Genomic DNA, 18,347 nt, shown 5'->3' with positions numbered 1-18,347 from the left:
GGCGTGGATCTCTGGTGGTCTGCCAAGCACGACAACCATGGCGGCAACGTCCAGGTGATCACCGTCGGCGACGGCTGGCCCATCTGGACCTCGCCCGTGCGTCCCGGCCGCGAGCATGACACCACAGCCCTGCGCACCCACCCCGAACTCCTGCCCTGCCTGCGCGAGGCTGGCGCCGACCTACGACCCCTCGGCGACCTGGGCTACGAAGGCGAGTCCGGCACCATCACCGTGGCATTCAAGAAACCGAAGAACAGCCGCCTCACCACGATCCAGCAGCAGTTCAACAAGACCCACAACAGCCTCCGAGCCATCGGCGAACGCGGAAACTCTCTGCTCAAGACCACCTTCAAGGCGCTACGCAACATCAGCCTCGACCCATGGCGCATCGGCAAGATCGTGGCCGCCGCACTCATCCTGCTCCACACCGAACACGACCGCACCACATGATCACCTTCGGTGATCAGAACGTTGCGCGGAATGGCTCATTGAAGGCAGCATTACTCGCAAAGTATCGACTTCCTCCTCGCTCTGCGGCCCGGCGAGGGAACAGTACGTGGGAACCCGCAGTGGGGTGCCGCCGTTACCGGGCGAGTTGCACCGGCTCCGCTATCGAGAATTAGCGACTCGGGGCATTAGCTCCAGCCAGGTGGGATGGTTTGCACCACCTCACTTCTCAAATACTCGAGGAACCCCCATAGATCAGATGCGATCTTAATCAGGCCCGATTCGTCAGTTTCGTATACCTGCCCGAGCAAAGATCCGCCGCCGAGGCGATAAACACTGCCATCGTCAGCACTTACGGCAAATAGACCACCTCCGCCGTCAGAACCAAAGACAACTATGTCTTCACTTCGCGCACCGGCCAGCCTGGTAGGCTGATATCCTCGAACACCCTCAGCAACGTCCTCTGCCGAATGGATGAAGAGTCCGTTGCCAGCATCGGGGAGCGACACTTTCTCGACGCATGAGTATAGATCGAGGAGGTCGCCGGTCACGCCGACAGCCGCGAGTTCCTGTACTCTCGTCCCGCTGGAGGCGTCCGCTTTAACCAGGATGTTCTCATCCGGAGGGTAGCCGAAGTTGGCTTCGAAGTTCGTCATGATCTTCGAAGCAAGCTGCAGAATGCTGTCACTCCAGCTATCTAGTCTCTCGCCAGTAATAGGCACCGTAACCCCTATCAATCTGTAGCGCGAAGTCCTCGATCTCAGCGCGAGTTGGATTCGGATTCAGGTCTCTGAACCACTTCCATTGGTTTGTGATATCTTGGTGCACGTTCGCACCACGTGAGTTCATTCTACTTCCTGGCACGCCGCGGATGTTCGCTGGGGCGTCGAAATCGAAGTCTGCAAACCCGGGATGACTTCGATACTCCTGCGGAATCGCATGGTGCGCATCCCAATCCTGCGGAAGCCTTTTAATTCCATTCTTGTTCAGAAATGCGTTGAACCGCCCTCGATAATTGTCCAATTTGATGGTTGGAAATTCGGGATCGTAGCCGCTGGCTGCGGCACCGCCGCCGCAGGTCCACTGGCCCGCGCTGGTCGTGCCGTCTGCCCGTTGCATCCGGCCGGTGAAGCAGGCGTCGGCGAGTTGCCCTTGGGCGGGGGCGGTTTCGCGGAGTGCGCCTGGGTTTCCGGGTTGGGGTTCGGTGGGTGTGCAGCCTCGTAGGTTGCTGTGTGTGCCGATGCATCCGCCGCCGACGACGGTGGTTAGGGATTCGGCGAGGCAGGAGATGAGTGTGCCGGTGATGCCGCAGAGGCCTTCGCCGTCACGTGCTTGGGTTGGCGGGGAGATGAGAACGTCGTCGCTGGGGCCGAGGACCTTGATGGTCTTGTCGATTCGTTCTGGATCGACGGTGCGGACTTGCCAAAAGCGCGAACTGTATGTCCATGCCTGTAGCTGCCAGTCGGACAGGTAGGAGGTGCCGTCGGACAGTTCGGTGAGGGTGCGCGCCCAGGTCTCGGTGTAGGTGTCCCTGCGGTAGTTGCGGTATCCGGGAGAAGCGTATGAAATGAGCGGATCGGACCAGGACCGGGTGATGGTTTCGGTGCTGACCTTGGTGATTGTCGGTGCGGGTGGTGGAGGTGCCGGCGGTCGCGGTCGGGGCTGAGGTGTGGTGGGTGTTGGTTCGGCCTGAAATCGGGGTGCTGGTCGTCCGCAGCCGCACCAGGCGATGTCCGGGTGGGCCATGTTGCCTGGGCGGTACCAGTCTCTTCGGACCGCGTCGTAGATCGGGTAGGCCGCATTGGGCGACTGGTTGTGCATGGCGGACAGCAGCAGGGCGCCGGCGGCGAGTACCGCGGCGACGGCCAGCAGTTCGGGAGCGCCTACTGCGGTGGCAGTGGTGGCAGCGGTGGTGGCGGTGGCGCCGCTCATTTGGACCGCGGCGGTGCCGGCTCTCAGCCCGGCGACGATCTGGTCCCATGCGGCGACTTCCGCTGGGGTGAGGGGGCGGCAGACGGCTGGCGCAGCCACGCAGATCGTCGCAGGTCCGGCTGCGCGTCCTGTCGGGTCGGTGTTGGTCAGGGGGTTGGCCGCGCCGTATCCGTATCGGTTGAGTTGCGCCCCGGCGTCGAGCGGGAACGGGGTGTCGTCTCGGGATGCGAATGTTGCGCTGTGTGGGTCGTACCAGCGGGCGTGCATGTTGACGCGGCCGGTGTCGGGGTCGGTCCAGTCGCCTTGGAAGCCGACGTTGGCTTGGACTCCCGATTCGGAGGTAGGAAGTCCGAACGGGTCGAATCCGGTGCTGGCGGTCAACGTGCTGCCCATGGGGATGGTGGACCAGCCCACGAGGTCGTTGTGACCGTCGATGGCGGGTAGCAGGTTGGTGCCGCCGAGATTGCCGGAGAGGATGCTGCCGGTTGGGCTTCGCCAGTAGGTCTCGGTTCCGGATTGGGTCGGGTCCGCGAGCAGGCCGGTGTATTTGAAGGTGGTGGTGCCGGTGGCGGTGCGGGTGGCGAGACGATCCAGCGAGTCGTAGCTGTAGGTGATCGGGCCGTCGGCGATGAGCCGGTCGAAACCGTCGAAGGTTGCGGGTCGTGGCGGGGCATCGTCGTGGGTCGTCTCGGACAGTGTGCCGCGTGGTGTGTAGGAGTAGTCGCTGTGGCTGGTTTGGGTGCCGTTGACCTTTGTGGTGCTGCTGGTCAGCCGGTTGCGGGTGTCGTAGGTCTGGTCGGTGCGGGTGCCGTCACTGGTTTCGGTGCGGGTTCGGTTGCCGGAAGCGTCCCACGCGTAGTCGATGGTGCCGCCGTCTTGCTTGTGCCAGCTGACGAGCCGGTCGGCATGGTCGTAGGAGAAGGTGCCGCCGCCGGTGTGGGGGCCGGCGGTGATGTTCTTGCTGGTGATGTTGCCGTTTGCGTCGTAGCCGTAGTTGACCGCGGAGAGGGCGGTGCCGTCGAGGTTCTTGACGGCGATGCTGGCGACGCGGCCCCGGTCATCGTATTGCCATTGTGAGGTGCCGCTGCGGAACTCCGTGCGGGTGAGTTCGCCGCTGTTCGGGTTGTAGATGAACTTGTATTCGCCGGCGGCGGGGTTGGTGGTGTTGCGTGCGGTGGCGAGTTGTCCGTCTCCGCGCCAGGTGAAATAGCTTGTGCCGGCGGCGTCGTTGCGGGAGCTGATTCGCCCGTCCGCGTCGTAGAAGTAGTCGGTGTTGCCTGCTGGTCCGTACGCGCCGAGCATCAGCCCGCGGTCGGAGTAGTTGAAGGATTCGGAGCCTGATGGGTGGTCTACGCGTTCGAGTCGGCCGGCCCGGTCGTAGCCGAAGGTGCGGCTGGCTGGGGTCGTGCCGCCGCCACTGGCTGTTTCGGCGGTGAGTTGGCCGAGCGCGTCGTAGTCGCGGTCGATCGTGACGCCGCCGGGTTTGACCAGCTTGACGGGTAGTCCGCCCGCGTCGTAGGAGGTGGTCCAGCGTCGGTCGGTGGGCTGAGGGTGGGCGGTGGTGGTGGGCTCGGTGACGGTCTCGAGTTGGCCTTGGGTGTTGTATCCGTATCTGGTGGTGTTGCCGCGGCCGTCGGTGAAGCGGACCCGGTTGCCGGCTGCGTCGTAGCCGGCCGCGACATCGATGTACGTGGAGGCCCCTGTTGGCTGCCGGATCGTGGTGACGCGGTTGGCCGCGTCCACCGTGTAGGTGGTCACCGTGCCGTTCGGTGCTCGGCGGGAGATCAGGTTGCCGGCATTGTCGTACCGGTAGGTGGTGGGGTCGAGGATTGTTCCGCCCGGGCTGGCCCGGTGATGCTCTTGGTAAAGCCGTCCGGCTTCGTCGTACAGGTATTCGGTGAGGCGACCGGCGGGGTCTTGAACCGATATCAGGCGACCGGCGTGGTCGTAGCTGTACAGTGTTGGTGTCACGCCTGGCGGTTGCAGCACGCGAAGGCGGCCGTCAGGGTCGTAGCGTCGCAGGGTGCGATATCCTCCGGGGCTGACTGTGGTGACGCCTCCGGACCGGTCGTAGTCGATGCTCGTGATGTACTCGATCGGTTCGCCCTCAGGCTGGCGGACCACTCGCGTGGTGGCGACCGGGCGCCCGAGCGCGTCATACGCGAATTGGGTCACCGCGCCGGTGGCGTCCGTTGTCGAGGTGAGCTGACCGGCGAGGTCGTAGGTGTAGGTGACCGGTTCTGGCGTGGACCCTGTTTTCGGCGGGGTTGCTTTGACCAGGTTGCCGCCCCGGTCGTACTCGTACGTGGTGGTGTTGCCTCGCGCGTCGGTTTCGCTGACCACTTCGCCAGCTATGTTGTACTGGCGCCTGATCGTGGGGTGCAGCGTGGTGGTGGATCCTGGCGGGGTGTACGGCGGTCCCCGGATCTCGACGATCCGGCCAGCGTCATCGTACAGCGTCTCGGTGACGTTGCCGTGGGCATCGCGTGCGTGCGTCAACTCGCCGAAGGCGTTGTACCCGTAGACCTCCGCGGGCTGGTCGACCCGCGACGAACCGTTGTCGGCCTCCACCGTCACCGGCGGGCTGGTCACCGAGGTTGGCCGGCCCAGTTCGTCGTACCCGTACAGGGTCTTGAACGCGTCGGGGTCGTCGGAAGTGGCCCTGCGCGGGTCGATGACCTGTGTGGGGTATCCGCGCTGGTCCCGCACGATGCTGGTGTAGAGGCTTTCAGAGCCGTTCTGGACGGCGACGTTGCGGATCGCGCCGGCCGGGTCGCGGCTGTAGCGGACCTCCTCGGGTGCGCCTACGCCTGTTGTTCGCTCAAGGATCAGCCGGCCGGCCAGGTCGTACCCGTAGTGGGTGTTGCGGGTAGCGCTGCCGGAGGGCGATACGGTCAAGTCGATGACCTTGTTCTCGTTGTCGTAGACGGTCCGCACCTGCTGGCGGCCGTCCTGAGTGACCTCCGAGATGACCTTTCCCGAGCCGTCGTACTTCCGGTTGAACAGCTCGTAGTTGTAGACGCCCCCGTCGGCTTGCCGCACACTGCGGCGCACCGCGGTCGCCAGCAGGTCGTCCGGCGTCCACGTGTACGCCGTCTTGCGGCCAAGAGCGTCCCATGCCTCCAGGAGCCGGCCGGCCGGATCGTAGAAGTACTGGTTGCGGGCAGCGACGGGTTCCTCCCAGCTACCGACGGTGGCCTGCTCCACGATCAACCGACCGTCCTGGTACCAGCTTTGCCGTGTCCGCCCACGCGGGTCGGTGACAATCACCTTGAGGTCGAAATCGACCTCGTCGGCCCCTGAGTACACGTAGGAGTAGTGGGTGATGCCGCCGGCCGCGTCGATAGTCTGAATCAGCCGCTTCGCGGGGTCGTACGAGAAGTGCGTTGTGCGGTCTCCGGCGCGGCGAGGCCCCTGCTCTGGGCAGTCAGCGGCTGCGGTCTCCACCACCATGACGGGCAGGCCGTCGCGCTCGTACGTCCGGCACACCCGCCGCTGCTGCGATACACCGGTCACCTGGTTGACCACCGGTGGGTAGATCTCCTCGACCACCCGCCCGACCCCATCGAGGCGGAACTCGGTGCGCACGCCCCGGGGGTAGGTGTCGCTGTACTCGATCTCCGCGATCCGCCGGCCGAGGTGGTCATACTCGTAGCCCACCCGCCGGCCCACCGGATCAAACACCTGGGTCAAGTCACCCTGCACGTTGTAGCTGTAGGTGACGGTGCCCTCAGCGTTGCTGACCGTGCGTGGCAGCCCCGCTGGCATTGTCGCCGACGAACCGGAACCACCGCGGCGCGGCCCGACTGGCGCCTCCGCGCCGGTCGTGTAGGTAAAGTTCGTGACCGGCCCGTCCGGAGCCTCCGCGGTAGCGTTGCCCGTTCGCCGTACCAGTCGCCCCTGCGGGTCGTAGGTGAACATGTCGGCGCGCCACCGCAGGTCCTGCCGAGGACTGACCATGATCCCGGCCACCCGTGTCTCATTCGGGTCACCGCCAGGCACCGGCTGGTAGAACGAGTCGTGGGTAACCAATGTGTCCGCGTCCCGCCACGTGTGCGTGCCGGTGAGGTTCCCGTCTCCGTCGTAGATCATCTCCATGCTGTTGAAGTTCTCGTCGAAGTACGCCCACAGCCGCCCGTCGACTTCCGAGTACTCCCACACCCGGTAGTTGCCGGCCGCCGGCTGGATGTTAGAGCGGCCATGCGTGAGTGACCGCAATCGGTTCAGCTCATCGAATCGGTAGGTCTCATCCTGACGCGCGCGTGTTCCGACCAACTGCAGGCTGACTTCGACAAGGATGCCCCCGTAGGAGTTCACATCGTTGAGGTACCAATCATGCCAGTGCGGATCAGAGACCGGCCGCTGCAATTCCAAGACGTGCTGTTGACCATCGGCTCGAATGTAGATTCTCCGCCACTCAAACACCGGGAAGCTTGTCAGGCTCCACGAGCCGGTCAGGCCGGTGGGCTCTGCGACCTTGCGAGCTTGTGGCGAGACCGAGAACCAGGTTCCCTCGGAATCCTTCACCCAATAGCTGGTGCAATGACCGTCCGGATCACACCGCTCGGCCAACTTTCCGCACGAGTACCGGTACCGCCACCGCAGCGGGTCACCACCCGCCGGTCCTTCACTGGCGATCTCCGAGATGACCGGCGCGTACGCCTTCCCGCATCCGGTGCCGTGATCGCTGGTCCAGGTCACGGTCAGCGCCCGACCACTCGGCCGCTGCACCAACGACCTGATCCGGCCTGCCGCATCCCGCACCGCGTCGATCGCACCCTGACCCGCGTGCGCCACCGACCGCAGTTCCCCGTCGGAGCCGTAGCTGACCACCTCCTGGCCCGCAGTACGCACCGTGATAACCCCGTCCGCCGCCACGGACACCCGGTTGGTGGCACCACTGTCCAGCCGACCCACCCAGCCGCTGCCCTTGCGTCCAAAAACCTCCTGCCGACCGTCCGGATAGGTAACAGTCAACAACTGGCCGTCCGCGCTGTACTGCGCCGACGCGTCGAACAACGACAGCCAGCCATATCCAAACACACCGAAAGTATTGACTGCCCCGGAAGAGTAGGTCCGCTCCACCCGCAGCGGCAGACCATAGCCCTGCACCTCGGCGTCGACCTCGGACTGCACCCAGATGCCATACGGCAGGACCACACCGGCGACGTTGGCCAGTCCCAACCCGGCACCAACCGTCCGCCAAGGGTCCGGGGACGGCACCACCACGCTCGCCTGACTGGGCGGCAGAAAGCCCGTCTCCGGCGTGTAGTCCTGCCCATCGAACACCCGCGCCGACCACCAGAACGTGTCATTCCACGCCAACACCCCCGCCGGCACCTGGTAACCAGGCAACGACAAGCCCGCCGCGCTGGTGTGGCAGCCGACGGTCATCGCCGAGTTCTTGCACACCTTGAACTGGAACGTGACATCGCCGCCACTCGGCCACAGGTCCGGATCCGCGCTGACCACCCACAACTTCGGAGTACGAGTCAACACCGTGCCGAAATTCGGCGGAGTCGACAACGACAACGTCGCACGCTGGTTCGGGATCACATACTTGACATTGAACGCGCACACGAAGTTATCGGAGAGCCAGCCCACACCCGAGATCCACAAATCCCACAAGACCCGCCACGTCCCCGGCTTCAGCGGCGCAATCGCCGCATCCACCTGGGTCGACCCACCCGACGACACCCGCATGGGCAACGGCGTCTGCGGATAGTCACCCAGGATCTCGTTGGTGTCCGAGTCGAACAGGCGGTAGCTCAGAAAACTCGAACCCGCCGGCCACGTCCCAGACCCCGAGTTCGTGAGGCCAACCCTGGCCACGCCCGGGTTGTTCGCCGTCGGTGCCACAATCGCGGTTCCGCCGCTGTAGAGAGCGAACCACTGCTCGCCGCCTTCCTGGGCGCACTCATCCGCACCTGCCGCAACACGTGCATCTGCGGGCCCACCCAGACGCCCGGCCGCCGTGACGGGCGGCAGTACCGTCATACTCGCTGCCGTCACCCCCGTGTCCGCCATGATCGGATGCAGCCGAGCCTTGATCCGCTCGGTCGACGCCTTCCGCTGCGCAACCGCCCGATCAAAAAACGCACGCTGCTTCGTCCCCGACGGCGGCATCGCCGGCGAAGCCACCTTGGGCTGTTCCGGCTCGTCGGGCCGGTACACCGACGCAGGCACCGAATTCACCGGCGTCGCCGCATCCGCCCCCGACCGAGCCGGAACCTCCGCGCCCGCACGCCCGACAGGAACCACCAGCATCGACGCCAGCAAGGCCGCGCCGAGGCCCCCAGCGACCACCGCCCTGCCAGCACCAAACCGCCCCACGACCCACGAACGTATCCCCGCCCGCCGCACCACGCGCCCACCCCACCCCATCCAAGTGGCCAGACAGTACAGCCGCGCAACAGACACAAGATCCACCGAAGACGAAATGTCGATAAGGGTTCACGCACCAGACGTTCGGCCGTATGGCCTCGCAAGACAGTCACCGCCTGAGCCGAAGTCCAGATGACCAGCCGGACCCGCCACCGCACCGAGTCAACAGATGTCGATGTCGACGGCCAACCAGGCACCGCTGCCAGCCATCAATCCACCCCACCATCAGGCAGACTCTTGCAGCCAATCAGGGGTGTAGTCCTCCCAGCCAGCAGCCTGCTGCGCCGCGCGAGGGAGTCCACACTCGACGAAGCAGGCCCGGTCCCGGCGAAGACGCGCCGGCTCGGATTACATGCTCACCGTGAGTGACGCCGGACGGCTTCTGCATCCTCCCCCTGTCAATCCCCGGAAGCGTGGAGGGCTGTTTGAAAATCTTGAATTCATTTCATGGCAAGCAACATAGGTGCAGATGGACGTATAGTCCGCGCTGCCATTGATCATTGAACCCCGTGATCCCGCCTTCCGGCGCAGCAGGATTGTCGTACCCAGCCCATAGCATCCGCCACGCAAAGCGCCCCAAGATGGAGGTACAGCATGGCCGATACTCGCTACTACGGCTCGGGCACCGAGAAAGCGCTCTTCATGCTTAGTGCTCATTGCCGTTAATTCGTCGGGGGTCACGCGGCGGTGGGTAGGGGCGTGTGGGTGGCGGGGCGTTTGAGGAGCGCATCAAGATCTTTCTTGGTGTATCGCCAGTTGAACGGCCGTGCGCCGAGGTTGTAGTGGTCGTGGAACGCCTCGAGCCGGTTGGCGACGTCGGCCAGGTCGTAGAAGTCGTTGGGGGTGACGACCTTGCGCTGCACGATGGAGAAGTAGATCTCCACTTGGTTCAGCCAGCTGGCGTGCAGCGGGGTGTGCACGATCGTGGCGTTGGGCCACGCGGCGGTCATGCGGTCGATGGACGCTTGGCCGCGGTGGGAGGAGCCGTTGTCGACGATCCAGAACACCCGCCGTGCTGAGGCGTAGGGCTCACGGGTCATGACCTGCTCGACCAGCCGCGCGAACGGGGCCAGGCCGGTCGTGGGTTCGCAGCGGCCGTAGACCTTGCCGCTGTGCACGTCGAGCGCGGCCAGGTAGGCCAGGGCTCCTCCACGGTCGTACTCGTGCTCCACCCGCATCAGCCTCGACCGTCCCGGGGGCAGGGTCGGGTGGCAGCGGCAGCGGGCCTGGATGGAGGTCTTCTCGTCCGCGCTGATGAGAGGTCGTCGGCGCCGAGCGCCTGGCCCTGCCATGTCCGCGCATAGAGGTCGAGCACCCGGTCGGCCTTGGCGGCGAAGTCAGGGTCCCGCGGGAAGATCCACGACCGGTGCTGCCAGGGCTTGATCACGTCAGCGGCCAGCCAACGTGCCACCGTGGAGCCGGAGATGTCGGCGACGATCCCCGCGGTGACCGCCTCGCCGGCCAACTCGGCCGCGCTCCAGCGTGACAGCGGCACCCCGCGGTCGGCCGGCAGCTCGCAGGCCAGGGCCTTGACCTGCGCCTGCTGCACCGGAGTAAACAGCGGCGGGCGGCCGGGCCGGTCCGCGTCGGCCAGCCCTTCCAGCCGGCGTTGCCAGAACCGCCGCCGCCACTTGCGCACCGTGTCCACGTGCACGTCGTGGCGGGCGGCGATCGCCGTGTTCGTGGCGCCGTCCGCGGCGGCCAGCACGATCCGTGCCCGCAGCACCAACCGATACGCGCTGGTAGACCGACGCGTCAACGCCTGCAGCGCGCCACGTTCATCAGGATCGAGGGCGATCACGTAGGGGCTTGTCGGGGGCATCGGCATGTTCTGCCACCCCACACGCCGCAGCGCCCGCACCGACACGCCGTCCCGGTTGCGGCACTATGGCAGTCGTGGCCAAGCCTCCGCCCGAGTCGACCAAGACCTCGCTACGCCAACGCCTGGGCGCTCACGCCCGCACCCACTGGCCTGCCCTCACCACGGTGTCGGTGCGCTACCGCGGCGTGTTCGCCTACGTCGACGGACAACTCGCCGACGGCACCACCCTGCCCCTGATCCGGCTGCGCTACCGCGGCTACGCCAACCAGTGGGGCTTCGCGATCTACCTCGCCAGCAAAGACAGATACGAAGACTCGTACCTGCCCAGCGGCCACACCACCGGCACCGCAGAGGAAGCACTCGACTGCGCCTGCAGCCTCCACCTCAACGACCCCACCGCCTGGACCCAACCCCCGACGAATTAACGCCGAGCAGCACTAAGGTGTGATGAATGAGGAGCGATCCGGCCCGGTTCGTTGTCGGGGACAAGCGGGCCTACCGGCAACGAGACGACGCGACCTCGGAGCGTCCGCATCTTGTCGATCATCCCGAAGAAAGCCAGCGCCCGAGTCGAGATCGCCTTCCTGGATAACCCCGATGGCCGGGTGTCCACCGTCCCTGCATCGTTAGTCATCCGTATAGAACCGGATGGCTGTAACGCCGTGCGGGGAGGGTCCTGATGCAATACGCGCAGGAAGTCGACGGCCGCGACCTGCTCGGCTGGTGGATACGGCAGCCAAACCAGCGAGACCGCCAACGGACGCGGCGACCGACAACATTACCCCCACCCGGCATCCGCTTCGCCTTCTACGGCCGGATGTCCACCGTCGACTTCCAGGATCGAGCGTCGTCGTGCCGGTGGCAGCGCAACTACGCCGACGACCTGATCGCCAGCCACGGCCGGGTCGTGACCGAATTCTTCGACGAGGGTGTCTCCCGCCGGGTGGCCTGACCGGACCGCCCGCAGGCAACACGGCTACTCGCCGCCGTGGCTGACCCGGCACGGGTGGGGCTGCGGTTTGCCTTCTACGGCCGCATGTCCACGTCGACCAGCAAGACCGGCGTCGTTGTGCCGGCGGCAGCGCAACTGCGCGGAGGACCTGGTCACCGGCCACGGCCGCATCGTGGTCGAGTTCTTCGACGAGGGTGTCTACCGCCGGGTGGCCTGGCCGGACCGGCCGCAAGCGTCACGGCTGCTCGCCGCCGTGGCGGAGCCGTGGCTGCCGCCGGTTGGTTGAGGGCTATCTGTCTTGTTGCTGGGTTCACGCGTTTGGCTTGGACGCGGACTCCTGCTGCAGTGTTGGGTCGCAAGGCAAGCAGGGCGTTGTCGGTGAAGGTGGGCTCCATAGGCGCCAGTCCGACTGACCTTCCCGCGGGCCGATCAGCCACCGCAGCGCGAACACGGTCTCTAAGGCCATAGCCTCCGGTCCGCTCACAAGCTGGTCAGCGGACCTGACCCGGGCCGATGTTGCCGCGATCGAGGCCGGTACAGCAGCGAAGAACAGCAGCCCGGTCACCGGTCAAGCGCCTTCGCCCAGCCGTTTGTGGCGTCGCCCCTGGGCGGATCGGACAACACCTCGCGTGAGCCGACACGGTGAAGCAACGTGGTCTCCGACCATGACCTAGGCCACGGTGACGATGCCGCCAGGGTTGGTTAGGGTGGCCTGGCCGTGGTGTTCGGGAAGCCGGTGTGAGACCGGTGCGGCCCTCGCCACTGTGATCGGGATGCTGGAGGCCACCGAAAGGTCACTGGGCGCATGCCTGGGAAGGCCGGCCACCGGCGCACCACCCGTCAGCCAGGAGACCGGCCACGGCACCTGCACGACCCGTCCACGAGGTGCTGGAAGGTGGTCCCGTTATGCGGTCCCCTGTGTCCTGGCGCGTTGCTGCGCCGCTGTCAGTCCTGCTCGCCCTGGTCGGCGGCTGCGCCGCGACCGGCGACAACAAGCCCGCCACCACGGCGTCCGCCGAGGCCGGGCCGGTCGAAGTCACCAACTGCGGCACGCCGGTCACGGTCACGAAGCCGCCGGCGCGGGCGGTGACGATGAATCAGTCTGCTACCGAGATCATGCTGGCGCTCGGTTTGCAGGACCGGATGGCGGGCACCGCCTTCCTCGACGACCAGGTGCTGCCCGAGTACGCCGCCGCGTACGCGAAGGTACCGGTAGTGGCCAAGGAGTATCCGTCGAAGGAGAAGCTGCTCGACATCGCGCCCGACTTCGTCTACGCCTCCTTCGCGAGCGCGTTCAGTGACGAGGGGGTCGGCGACCGCGCCGACTGGCAGAAGCTGGGCGTGGCTACGTACATCTCCGCCGCCGGTTGCCCGAAGGACACGCGGCCGGCGAGGCTGACGATGGATGACGTGTTCGCCGAGATCCGTGAGATCGCCGCGGTCTTCGGCGTAAAGGAGCGGGCCGAGACGCTGATCGCCGACCAGCAGGAGCGCATTGCGAAAGTGTCAGCGGGCGCGAAGGGCACGCGGGTGCTGTGGTGGGACGGCGGCAACGACGCGCCCAGTGCCGGCGCCTGCTGCGGCAGCCCGGCCATGATCATGTCTGCGGCCGGGGTCACCAACATCTTCGCCGACCTGAACGGCAGCTGGGCCGACACCAGCTGGGAGACCGTCGTCGAGCGCAACCCGGAGGTCATCGTGCTCATCGACGCGAGCTGGGACCGCGCCGCCGCCAAGCAAGCCTTCCTCGAAAAACACGCGACGCTCAAGGACCTGCCCGCCGTCAAGGACAAGAGGTACGTCGTCCTGGACTTCTCCTCCACCTCCGCGGGCGTGCGGAACGTGCTCGCCGTGGAGGCCCTGACCCGGGGTATCGGCGGGGTGGGCAACTGACCGCCGCTACCACCCGGCTGGCGAAGGCCCCGGCGCGGCCGGTCCGGGCGGTGCGCATGGTGGCCGTGGTGGCCGTGCTCGCGGGCGGCCTGTTGCTGTCGGTGGCCGCGGCCGTGACGGTGGGGCCGGCGGACCTGTCTCTGGGCACCGTGTGGCTGGTCATCACCGACCATCTCGGCCTGACGAGCGCCGACGTGCCGCTGCTGCGCGACCATATCGTGTGGGAACTGCGGCTGCCGAGGGTGCTGGGCGCCGCCGTGGTCGGGGCCGGGCTCGCCGCCTCCGGGGCGGTCATGCAGACCGTCACCCGCAACCCGCTCGCCGACCCGTACCTGTTGGGCGTGTCCTCCGGGGCGTCGCTGGGCGCCGTCGCCGTTCTGGTCCTGGGCCTCGGCGCGGGTGCTGCGGCGCTCACCGGGGGCGCGTTCGCGGGGGCGCTCGCCGCGTTCGCCGTCGTGGTCGCTGCCGCCGGCCGGCGAGCGGTCCTGCGACCGACCCGGGTGGTGCTGGCCGGCGTCGCCGTCGCGCAGCTGTGCGCCGCGCTGACCTCGTTCGTGATCATCTGGGCGGCCGACCCGCACGCGACCCACAGCATCACCTTCTGGCTGTCCGGCTCGCTCGCCCGCGCCGACTGGACCGCACTCGGATGGGCGACGCCGGTGCTCGCGGCGGTGTTCGCCGTGATCCTCTGGCATGCCCGTGCGCTCAACGCGTTCGCGTTCGGCGAAGAGGCCGCCGCCGCCCTCGGCATTGACGTCGGGCGTGTCCGGTGGCTGCTGCTGGTCACCACCGCGCTGCTGACCGCCGTGCTGGTCGCGATCAGCGGCGCGATCGGCTTCGTCGGCCTGCTGCTACCGCACGCCGCGCGGCGGTTCACCGGCCCCGACCACCGGCGGCTGCTGCCGGTCGTCGTCCTCGCCGGAGCGATCTTTCTGATCTGGGTGGACACCGCGGCCAGGACCCTGTTCGAACCCCGCGAGCTACCGGTGGGCGTGCTGACCGCCCTGCTCGGGGTGCCTGCGTTCGTGCTACTGCTGCGGCGACTGGATGGGAACGAATGATGCTCGACATCCGCGATGTCTCGTGGTCCGTGCCGGCCACTCGGCTCCTCGACCGCGTGACCTGCTCGGCGCCGCGCGGCACTCTGGTCGGCCTGCTCGGCCCGAACGGGTCCGGCAAGACCACCCTGCTGCGGGTCGTCGCCGGCTTGATCGCCCCCGAGTCCGGGACCGTGACCGTCGCGGGCGACGAGGTGGCCGAACTGCCGCGTGCCGCTGCGGCGCGGCGGATGGCGCTGCTCGCCCAGTACACCGAGACCGACCTCGACCTGACCGTGCTCGACGTGGTGCTGCTCGGCCGCACCCCGCACCGCCGCTCCCGCTGGTCCGACAGCGACACCGACCGGGCGGCCGCAGCCGACGCTCTTGAGCGCGTCGACATGACCGGGTACGCCCACCGCAAGTGGCAGACGCTGTCCGGCGGGGAACGCCAACGGGTGCAGCTTGCCCGAGCGCTGACCCAGGAGCCGCAACTGCTCCTGCTCGACGAGCCCACCAACCATCTCGACATCGGCCACCAGTTGCAGCTGCTGCACCTGGTCCGCCGCAGCGGCGTCACCACCCTCGCCGCACTGCACGACCTCAACTTGGCCGCGATGTTCTGCGACCTCGTGGTGGTGCTGCACCACGGCCGGGTCGTCGCCTCCGGACCGCCTGTCGGCGTGCTGACGCCTGCGCTGCTCGCCGACGTGTACGCCGTGGACGCTGACGTCACCGTGCATGACGGACGCACGGTCATCACCTACCGGGCACCGGCAGCATGAAGGTCCTGCTCGTCTCACGCGGGGCGACCCACCACGGCGGCCATGACGCGATCCATCGCCTCGCCGCGGCGGTCGCCGAGGCTACGGGCGTACCAGTGGCGGCGTGTTTCCTCGACGGCGCCGAGCCATCCCTGCATGCAGCCCTCGATGCCGTACCGGAGGATGGCGAAGTTCTGCTCGTGGCCACCCACGTACCGCCCGACCGGTACCTCGACATCTGGATCCGCCGCGCGGTCGCCCACTGGCGCATCACACGGGACCGGCAGACACGGATCCTTGTCGCCGCGCCGCTGGCGACGCAGCCCGCGCTGGTCACGGCAGTCAACGATGCCATCGCCGGCGAGCGCACCCGGCTCGACGGCATCCCCGGACCATTCCGCAGCCCGGCCTGGTCACAGATCACCCGCCACCGCCGGCACGTGCTGGTCTGCCGTGGGCCGCGCTGCACCGCATACGGTGCCGACCACGTCGCCGCCGCCCTCGGCAACCGGCTGAAGGAGCACGGCCTCGGCGACGACGACGTCCTGGTCACCGCGACCGGCTGCCTGTTCCCGTGCAACCTCGGCCCGCTCGTCGTCGTGTATCCCGACGACACCTGGTACGAACAGGTCGACGCAGACCTCGCCGTCCGTATCACCGACGAACACCTGCGCGACGGCATGCCGGTTGACGGCAGACGCCCACGCGACTCGTGAACGGGAGAACGACAAGGCCGCTACCGGTCGTCCAGCGGACCTGCCGTCATCCGCACCGTCCAGCGCCCGGAGCCGCCCCGCAGGATGGTCCCGGTGAGGGGTGCGATGTCGATCCGCCAGAACGAGGCAGGTGCGGCGCCTATCGCGTTCACGATCAGGGCGCGGATCACCATCGGGTGGGTGACCGCGACGAGCGTCCGCACGGAACCGGGCAAGGCGCCAAGCCAGCGGCCAGCCCGGTCGAGCAGGTCGTGCAGAGACTCGCCGCCGTGCGGGGCTGCGGCCGCGTCGGTCAACCAGGCCGCAACCGCATCCGGTTCGGCGGCCGCGACATCGTCCAGCGTGCGGCCGGCCCAGCGGCCGAGATCGGCGTCGCGCAGCCCCTCATCGATACTTGGCACGAGCCCGAGAGCGGCGGCGGTCTGCACACAGCGCAGCGCCGGTCCGCAGCGGACCTCGTCGGCGCGCGGCAGCATGCCGGCGAGTGCGGTCGCGTCGGCCAACCCGTGCGCGTCGAGCGGCTCGCCTTGGGGGAAGGCGGCGGCCCGAGTGGCTGCGGTGGGTGCGTGGCTGACCAGTACGAGGCGACTGCTCATACCATTTGACCTCCCACGCCTTGATGCCACTGGGTCCGTCGAAGTGATCTACAGATCGGGTTCATTCCGCACGTTGACACTGCTGGGCCGTCGGCCGTAGCGTCCGGGGCACAGCGTGATGGTGGAGGAAGCCGGTGAGACTCCGGCACGGTCGCGCCACTGTAACCGGTCGAGGGCTCGAGCCCACATGACCGGGAGTCAGACCCTCCCCGTCGCCAAACCCGCTATGGGACGCGTTGATCCCAAGGAGGTCCTGTCATGGCCGACGTGTCACTGCCCACCCCCGCCGCCGTACCCCTTCCGGCCCCCATCCCGTTGCGCCAGATCATGCCCTGGGCTGTCTTCGGCGCGGTGCTCGCGGTCGTGCTGCTGTATTTCGTCGGCGTGGAACAGGGTGTGCTCTCCGTGTTCTCCGGCTCGACGGTGCACGAGTTCGTGCACGACGGTCGCCATCTGCTCGGCTTCCCCTGCCACTGAGAGCGGTGGGAGATTCCGTGTTGTCCACACGCATGCTGCTTGTGCGGGGCATGATCGTCGGCCTCGCCGCCGGTGCCGCCGCCTTCGTGTTCGCCACCCTCTTCGGAGAGGGTCCGGTCGGGCAGGCCATCGACTTCGAGTCCGCACACGCCGGCGGGCACGACCACGGCGATGAGCCCGAACTGGTCAGCCGCACCATCCAAAGCACGGTCGGCCTGGCCACGGGCACGCTGGTGTACGGCGTCGCGCTCGGCGGCCTGTTCGCCCTTGCCTTCGCTGTCGCGTACGGCCGGATCGGCCGCTTCAGCCCCCGCGCGACCGCCGCTCTCGTCGCACTCGGTGGCTTCGTGACCGTCGCGCTCGTACCTTTCCTCAAGTATCCGGCCAACCCGCCGGCCACCGGCAGCCCGGACTCGCTTGGCCAGCGCACCGGCCTGTATTTCCTCATGATCGTGATCGCGGTCGCCGGCGGACTCCTCGCCCTCTCCCTCGGGCGTTGGCTTGGTCCTCGCTACGGCGGCTGGAACGCCAATATCGCCGCCATTGGGGCATACGTAGCATTAATCGCTATCGTCGAGTTCACCCTTCCTACGATCAGCGAGGTCCCCGACGGCTTCCCCGCCCTCGTGCTCTGGAATTTCCGGCTCGCCTCACTCGGCACCCAACTCGTCACCTGGACCGTGCTGGGGTTGCTCTTCGGCGCGCTCGTCGGACCTCGTAGGCACGTGCACACGGTCCCAGCGGACAAGGCAGCGGTCAGCGCCGGCCGGTGAGGCCGTAGCGCACCGCCCGGGGCCGGCATCGCCACGCCCTGGGCGGCTGAGGGTCAGCGGTGTCCGCCTTTACCGCTGGTAAAGGCGGGCACCTCGCCGGGCACGCGCTGCTCGGCGTGGCATACCCACGGATAGAGCGCTATCGGGTGACCGCGGCGCGCCTGGTGGGCCCGGCCGTCTCCCATCCTGCGGATGCAGGAGCGGGCCGGGCCTCGCGGCGTGGTTCGCTGGTATCGGGCGTGACGGGGCGAATGAAGGGGTGGCGGGTGCGCCGCAGGATAGACCACCAGGTCATGGTCATCGACGGTGAGGAGATGGTCGTACTGCGGCCCATCGATTTCGAGCGGTTGGACGCCTCACGGCGGCAGGTAGGGGCCAGCGAGGCGCGAGTCACCCGCCTGAGGTATCAGCTCGAGGAAGTCACCAGCCGGCTCGGCCGCATCGAACGGCTCCTCGCCAGCGCCACGCCGTGCCCGACGACGTTGGCGGGAGCAAGACCGTGCGCCCGGCGAAGCATCGCGGTTGCCCTTGGTGTTCCTGGCGCACCAGATGCG

Annotated in this window: 16 protein-coding genes and 2 riboswitches; of the genes, 10 read left to right on the top strand and 6 right to left on the bottom strand. The window is 67.4% G+C overall.

Translation table 11 applies throughout. From position 1 onward, the window contains the following. Window positions 1-450: transposase family protein (locus ACIRG9_RS26925; RefSeq protein WP_402861545.1), on the top strand; the 450-nt coding region annotated here is incomplete at its 5' end. 185 nt (window positions 451-635) lie between these two features. Here the strand turns inward: ACIRG9_RS26925 and ACIRG9_RS26920 are convergent. The 4 genes from ACIRG9_RS26920 to ACIRG9_RS26905 form a co-directional block, all read right to left on the bottom strand. Next, window positions 636-1,103 (bottom strand): hypothetical protein, encoded by a 468-nt coding sequence (locus ACIRG9_RS26920; protein WP_402861542.1) that lies wholly within the window; start codon window positions 1,101-1,103, stop codon window positions 636-638. Window positions 1,104-1,140: 37 nt separating this feature from the next. After that, window positions 1,141-8,712, bottom strand: a complete 7,572-nt coding sequence (locus tag ACIRG9_RS26915; protein ID WP_402861539.1) for an RHS repeat-associated core domain-containing protein — start codon at window positions 8,710-8,712, stop codon at window positions 1,141-1,143. A gap of 728 nt (window positions 8,713-9,440) precedes the next feature. Next, window positions 9,441-10,055, bottom strand: coding sequence for a transposase (locus tag ACIRG9_RS26910; protein ID WP_402861536.1), 615 nt, complete (start codon window positions 10,053-10,055; stop codon window positions 9,441-9,443). After that, complete coding sequence (locus ACIRG9_RS26905) at window positions 9,941-10,591, bottom strand: helix-turn-helix domain-containing protein (protein ID WP_402861533.1); 651 nt, start codon at window positions 10,589-10,591, stop codon at window positions 9,941-9,943. The genes ACIRG9_RS26910 and ACIRG9_RS26905 overlap by 115 nt, the downstream gene beginning before the upstream one ends. Window positions 10,592-10,659: 68 nt before the next feature. Here ACIRG9_RS26905 and ACIRG9_RS26900 point away from each other — a divergent pair, with 68 nt between their 5' ends. The 6 genes from ACIRG9_RS26900 to ACIRG9_RS26875 all read left to right on the top strand — a co-directional run bounded on the left by ACIRG9_RS26900 (window position 10,660) and on the right by ACIRG9_RS26875 (window position 15,252). Beyond that, window positions 10,660-11,010 (top strand): hypothetical protein, encoded by a 351-nt coding sequence (locus ACIRG9_RS26900; RefSeq protein WP_402861530.1) that lies wholly within the window; start codon window positions 10,660-10,662, stop codon window positions 11,008-11,010. 254 nt (window positions 11,011-11,264) lie between these two features. Continuing rightward, window positions 11,265-11,537, top strand: a complete 273-nt coding sequence (locus tag ACIRG9_RS26895) for a hypothetical protein (protein ID WP_402861527.1) — start codon at window positions 11,265-11,267, stop codon at window positions 11,535-11,537. 115 nt (window positions 11,538-11,652) lie between these two features. After that, entirely contained in the window at window positions 11,653-11,823 is a 171-nt protein-coding gene (locus ACIRG9_RS26890) for a hypothetical protein (RefSeq protein WP_402861525.1), read from the top strand. A gap of 416 nt (window positions 11,824-12,239) precedes the next feature. Next, window positions 12,240-12,413, top strand: a riboswitch (cobalamin riboswitch). A gap of 9 nt (window positions 12,414-12,422) precedes the next feature. Then, window positions 12,423-13,430, top strand: coding sequence for an ABC transporter substrate-binding protein (locus ACIRG9_RS26885; protein ID WP_402861522.1), 1,008 nt, complete (start codon window positions 12,423-12,425; stop codon window positions 13,428-13,430). A 68-nt stretch (window positions 13,431-13,498) separates the two neighbouring features. After that, entirely contained in the window at window positions 13,499-14,491 is a 993-nt protein-coding gene (locus ACIRG9_RS26880) for an iron chelate uptake ABC transporter family permease subunit (protein ID WP_402861519.1), read from the top strand. Then, window positions 14,488-15,252 carry an ABC transporter ATP-binding protein gene (locus tag ACIRG9_RS26875; RefSeq protein WP_402861516.1) on the top strand — a complete coding sequence of 255 codons (765 nt, stop codon included), beginning with the start codon at window positions 14,488-14,490 and terminating at the stop codon, window positions 15,250-15,252. The genes ACIRG9_RS26880 and ACIRG9_RS26875 overlap by 4 nt, the downstream gene beginning before the upstream one ends. A 14-nt stretch (window positions 15,253-15,266) precedes the next feature. Here the strand turns inward: ACIRG9_RS26875 and ACIRG9_RS26870 are convergent, their stop codons facing one another. Continuing rightward, a complete protein-coding gene (locus ACIRG9_RS26870) occupies window positions 15,267-15,443 on the bottom strand; it encodes a hypothetical protein (RefSeq protein WP_402861513.1) in 177 nt (58 codons plus the stop codon). Between ACIRG9_RS26870 and ACIRG9_RS26865 the strand changes: the two genes are divergently transcribed. Further along, the gene (locus ACIRG9_RS26865) at window positions 15,432-15,947 is read left to right on the top strand and encodes a (2Fe-2S) ferredoxin domain-containing protein (protein ID WP_402861510.1); all 516 of its coding nucleotides are present in this window, start codon (window positions 15,432-15,434) and stop codon (window positions 15,945-15,947) included. The two genes, ACIRG9_RS26870 and ACIRG9_RS26865, sit on opposite strands and share 12 nt — an antisense overlap. A gap of 20 nt (window positions 15,948-15,967) precedes the next feature. On the opposite strand, the gene ACIRG9_RS26860 is transcribed toward ACIRG9_RS26865, so the two are convergent. After that, window positions 15,968-16,543, bottom strand: a complete 576-nt coding sequence (locus tag ACIRG9_RS26860; RefSeq protein WP_402861507.1) for a histidine phosphatase family protein — start codon at window positions 16,541-16,543, stop codon at window positions 15,968-15,970. A gap of 89 nt (window positions 16,544-16,632) precedes the next feature. After that, window positions 16,633-16,770: riboswitch (cobalamin riboswitch) on the top strand. A 31-nt stretch (window positions 16,771-16,801) separates the two neighbouring features. Between ACIRG9_RS26860 and ACIRG9_RS26855 the strand changes: the two genes are divergently transcribed. Together ACIRG9_RS26855 and ACIRG9_RS26850 are read left to right on the top strand one after the other, a co-directional pair. Next, on the top strand, window positions 16,802-17,020 hold the full coding sequence (locus ACIRG9_RS26855; protein WP_402861504.1) for a CbtB domain-containing protein: 219 nt from the start codon (window positions 16,802-16,804) through the stop codon (window positions 17,018-17,020). Between the two features lie 32 nt (window positions 17,021-17,052). Beyond that, window positions 17,053-17,793, top strand: coding sequence for a CbtA family protein (locus ACIRG9_RS26850; RefSeq protein ID WP_402861501.1), 741 nt, complete (start codon window positions 17,053-17,055; stop codon window positions 17,791-17,793). Window positions 17,794-18,347: the final 554 nt, after the last annotated feature.

Source organism: Micromonospora sp. NPDC093277, from assembly GCF_044765245.1.
GTDB lineage: Bacteria > Actinomycetota > Actinomycetes > Mycobacteriales > Micromonosporaceae > Micromonospora.
This window is presented reverse-complemented; position numbering and strand designations above follow the sequence as displayed.

Bases quoted from the DNA above. Each gene is read 5' to 3' on its own strand.
- ACIRG9_RS26905 (WP_402861533.1), bottom strand. From the start codon at position 10,591: ATGCCGATGCCCCCGACAAGCCCCTACGTGATCGCCCTCGATCCTGAT.
- ACIRG9_RS26920 (WP_402861542.1), bottom strand. From the start codon at position 1,103: ATGACGAACTTCGAAGCCAACTTCGGCTACCCTCCGGATGAGAACATC.
- ACIRG9_RS26850 (WP_402861501.1), top strand. From the start codon at position 17,053: ATGCTGCTTGTGCGGGGCATGATCGTCGGCCTCGCCGCCGGTGCCGCC.
- ACIRG9_RS26860 (WP_402861507.1), bottom strand. From the start codon at position 16,543: ATGAGCAGTCGCCTCGTACTGGTCAGCCACGCACCCACCGCAGCCACT.
- ACIRG9_RS26875 (WP_402861516.1), top strand. From the start codon at position 14,488: ATGATGCTCGACATCCGCGATGTCTCGTGGTCCGTGCCGGCCACTCGG.
- ACIRG9_RS26895 (WP_402861527.1), top strand. From the start codon at position 11,265: ATGCAATACGCGCAGGAAGTCGACGGCCGCGACCTGCTCGGCTGGTGG.
- ACIRG9_RS26910 (WP_402861536.1), bottom strand. From the start codon at position 10,055: ATGGCAGGGCCAGGCGCTCGGCGCCGACGACCTCTCATCAGCGCGGAC.
- ACIRG9_RS26855 (WP_402861504.1), top strand. From the start codon at position 16,802: ATGGCCGACGTGTCACTGCCCACCCCCGCCGCCGTACCCCTTCCGGCC.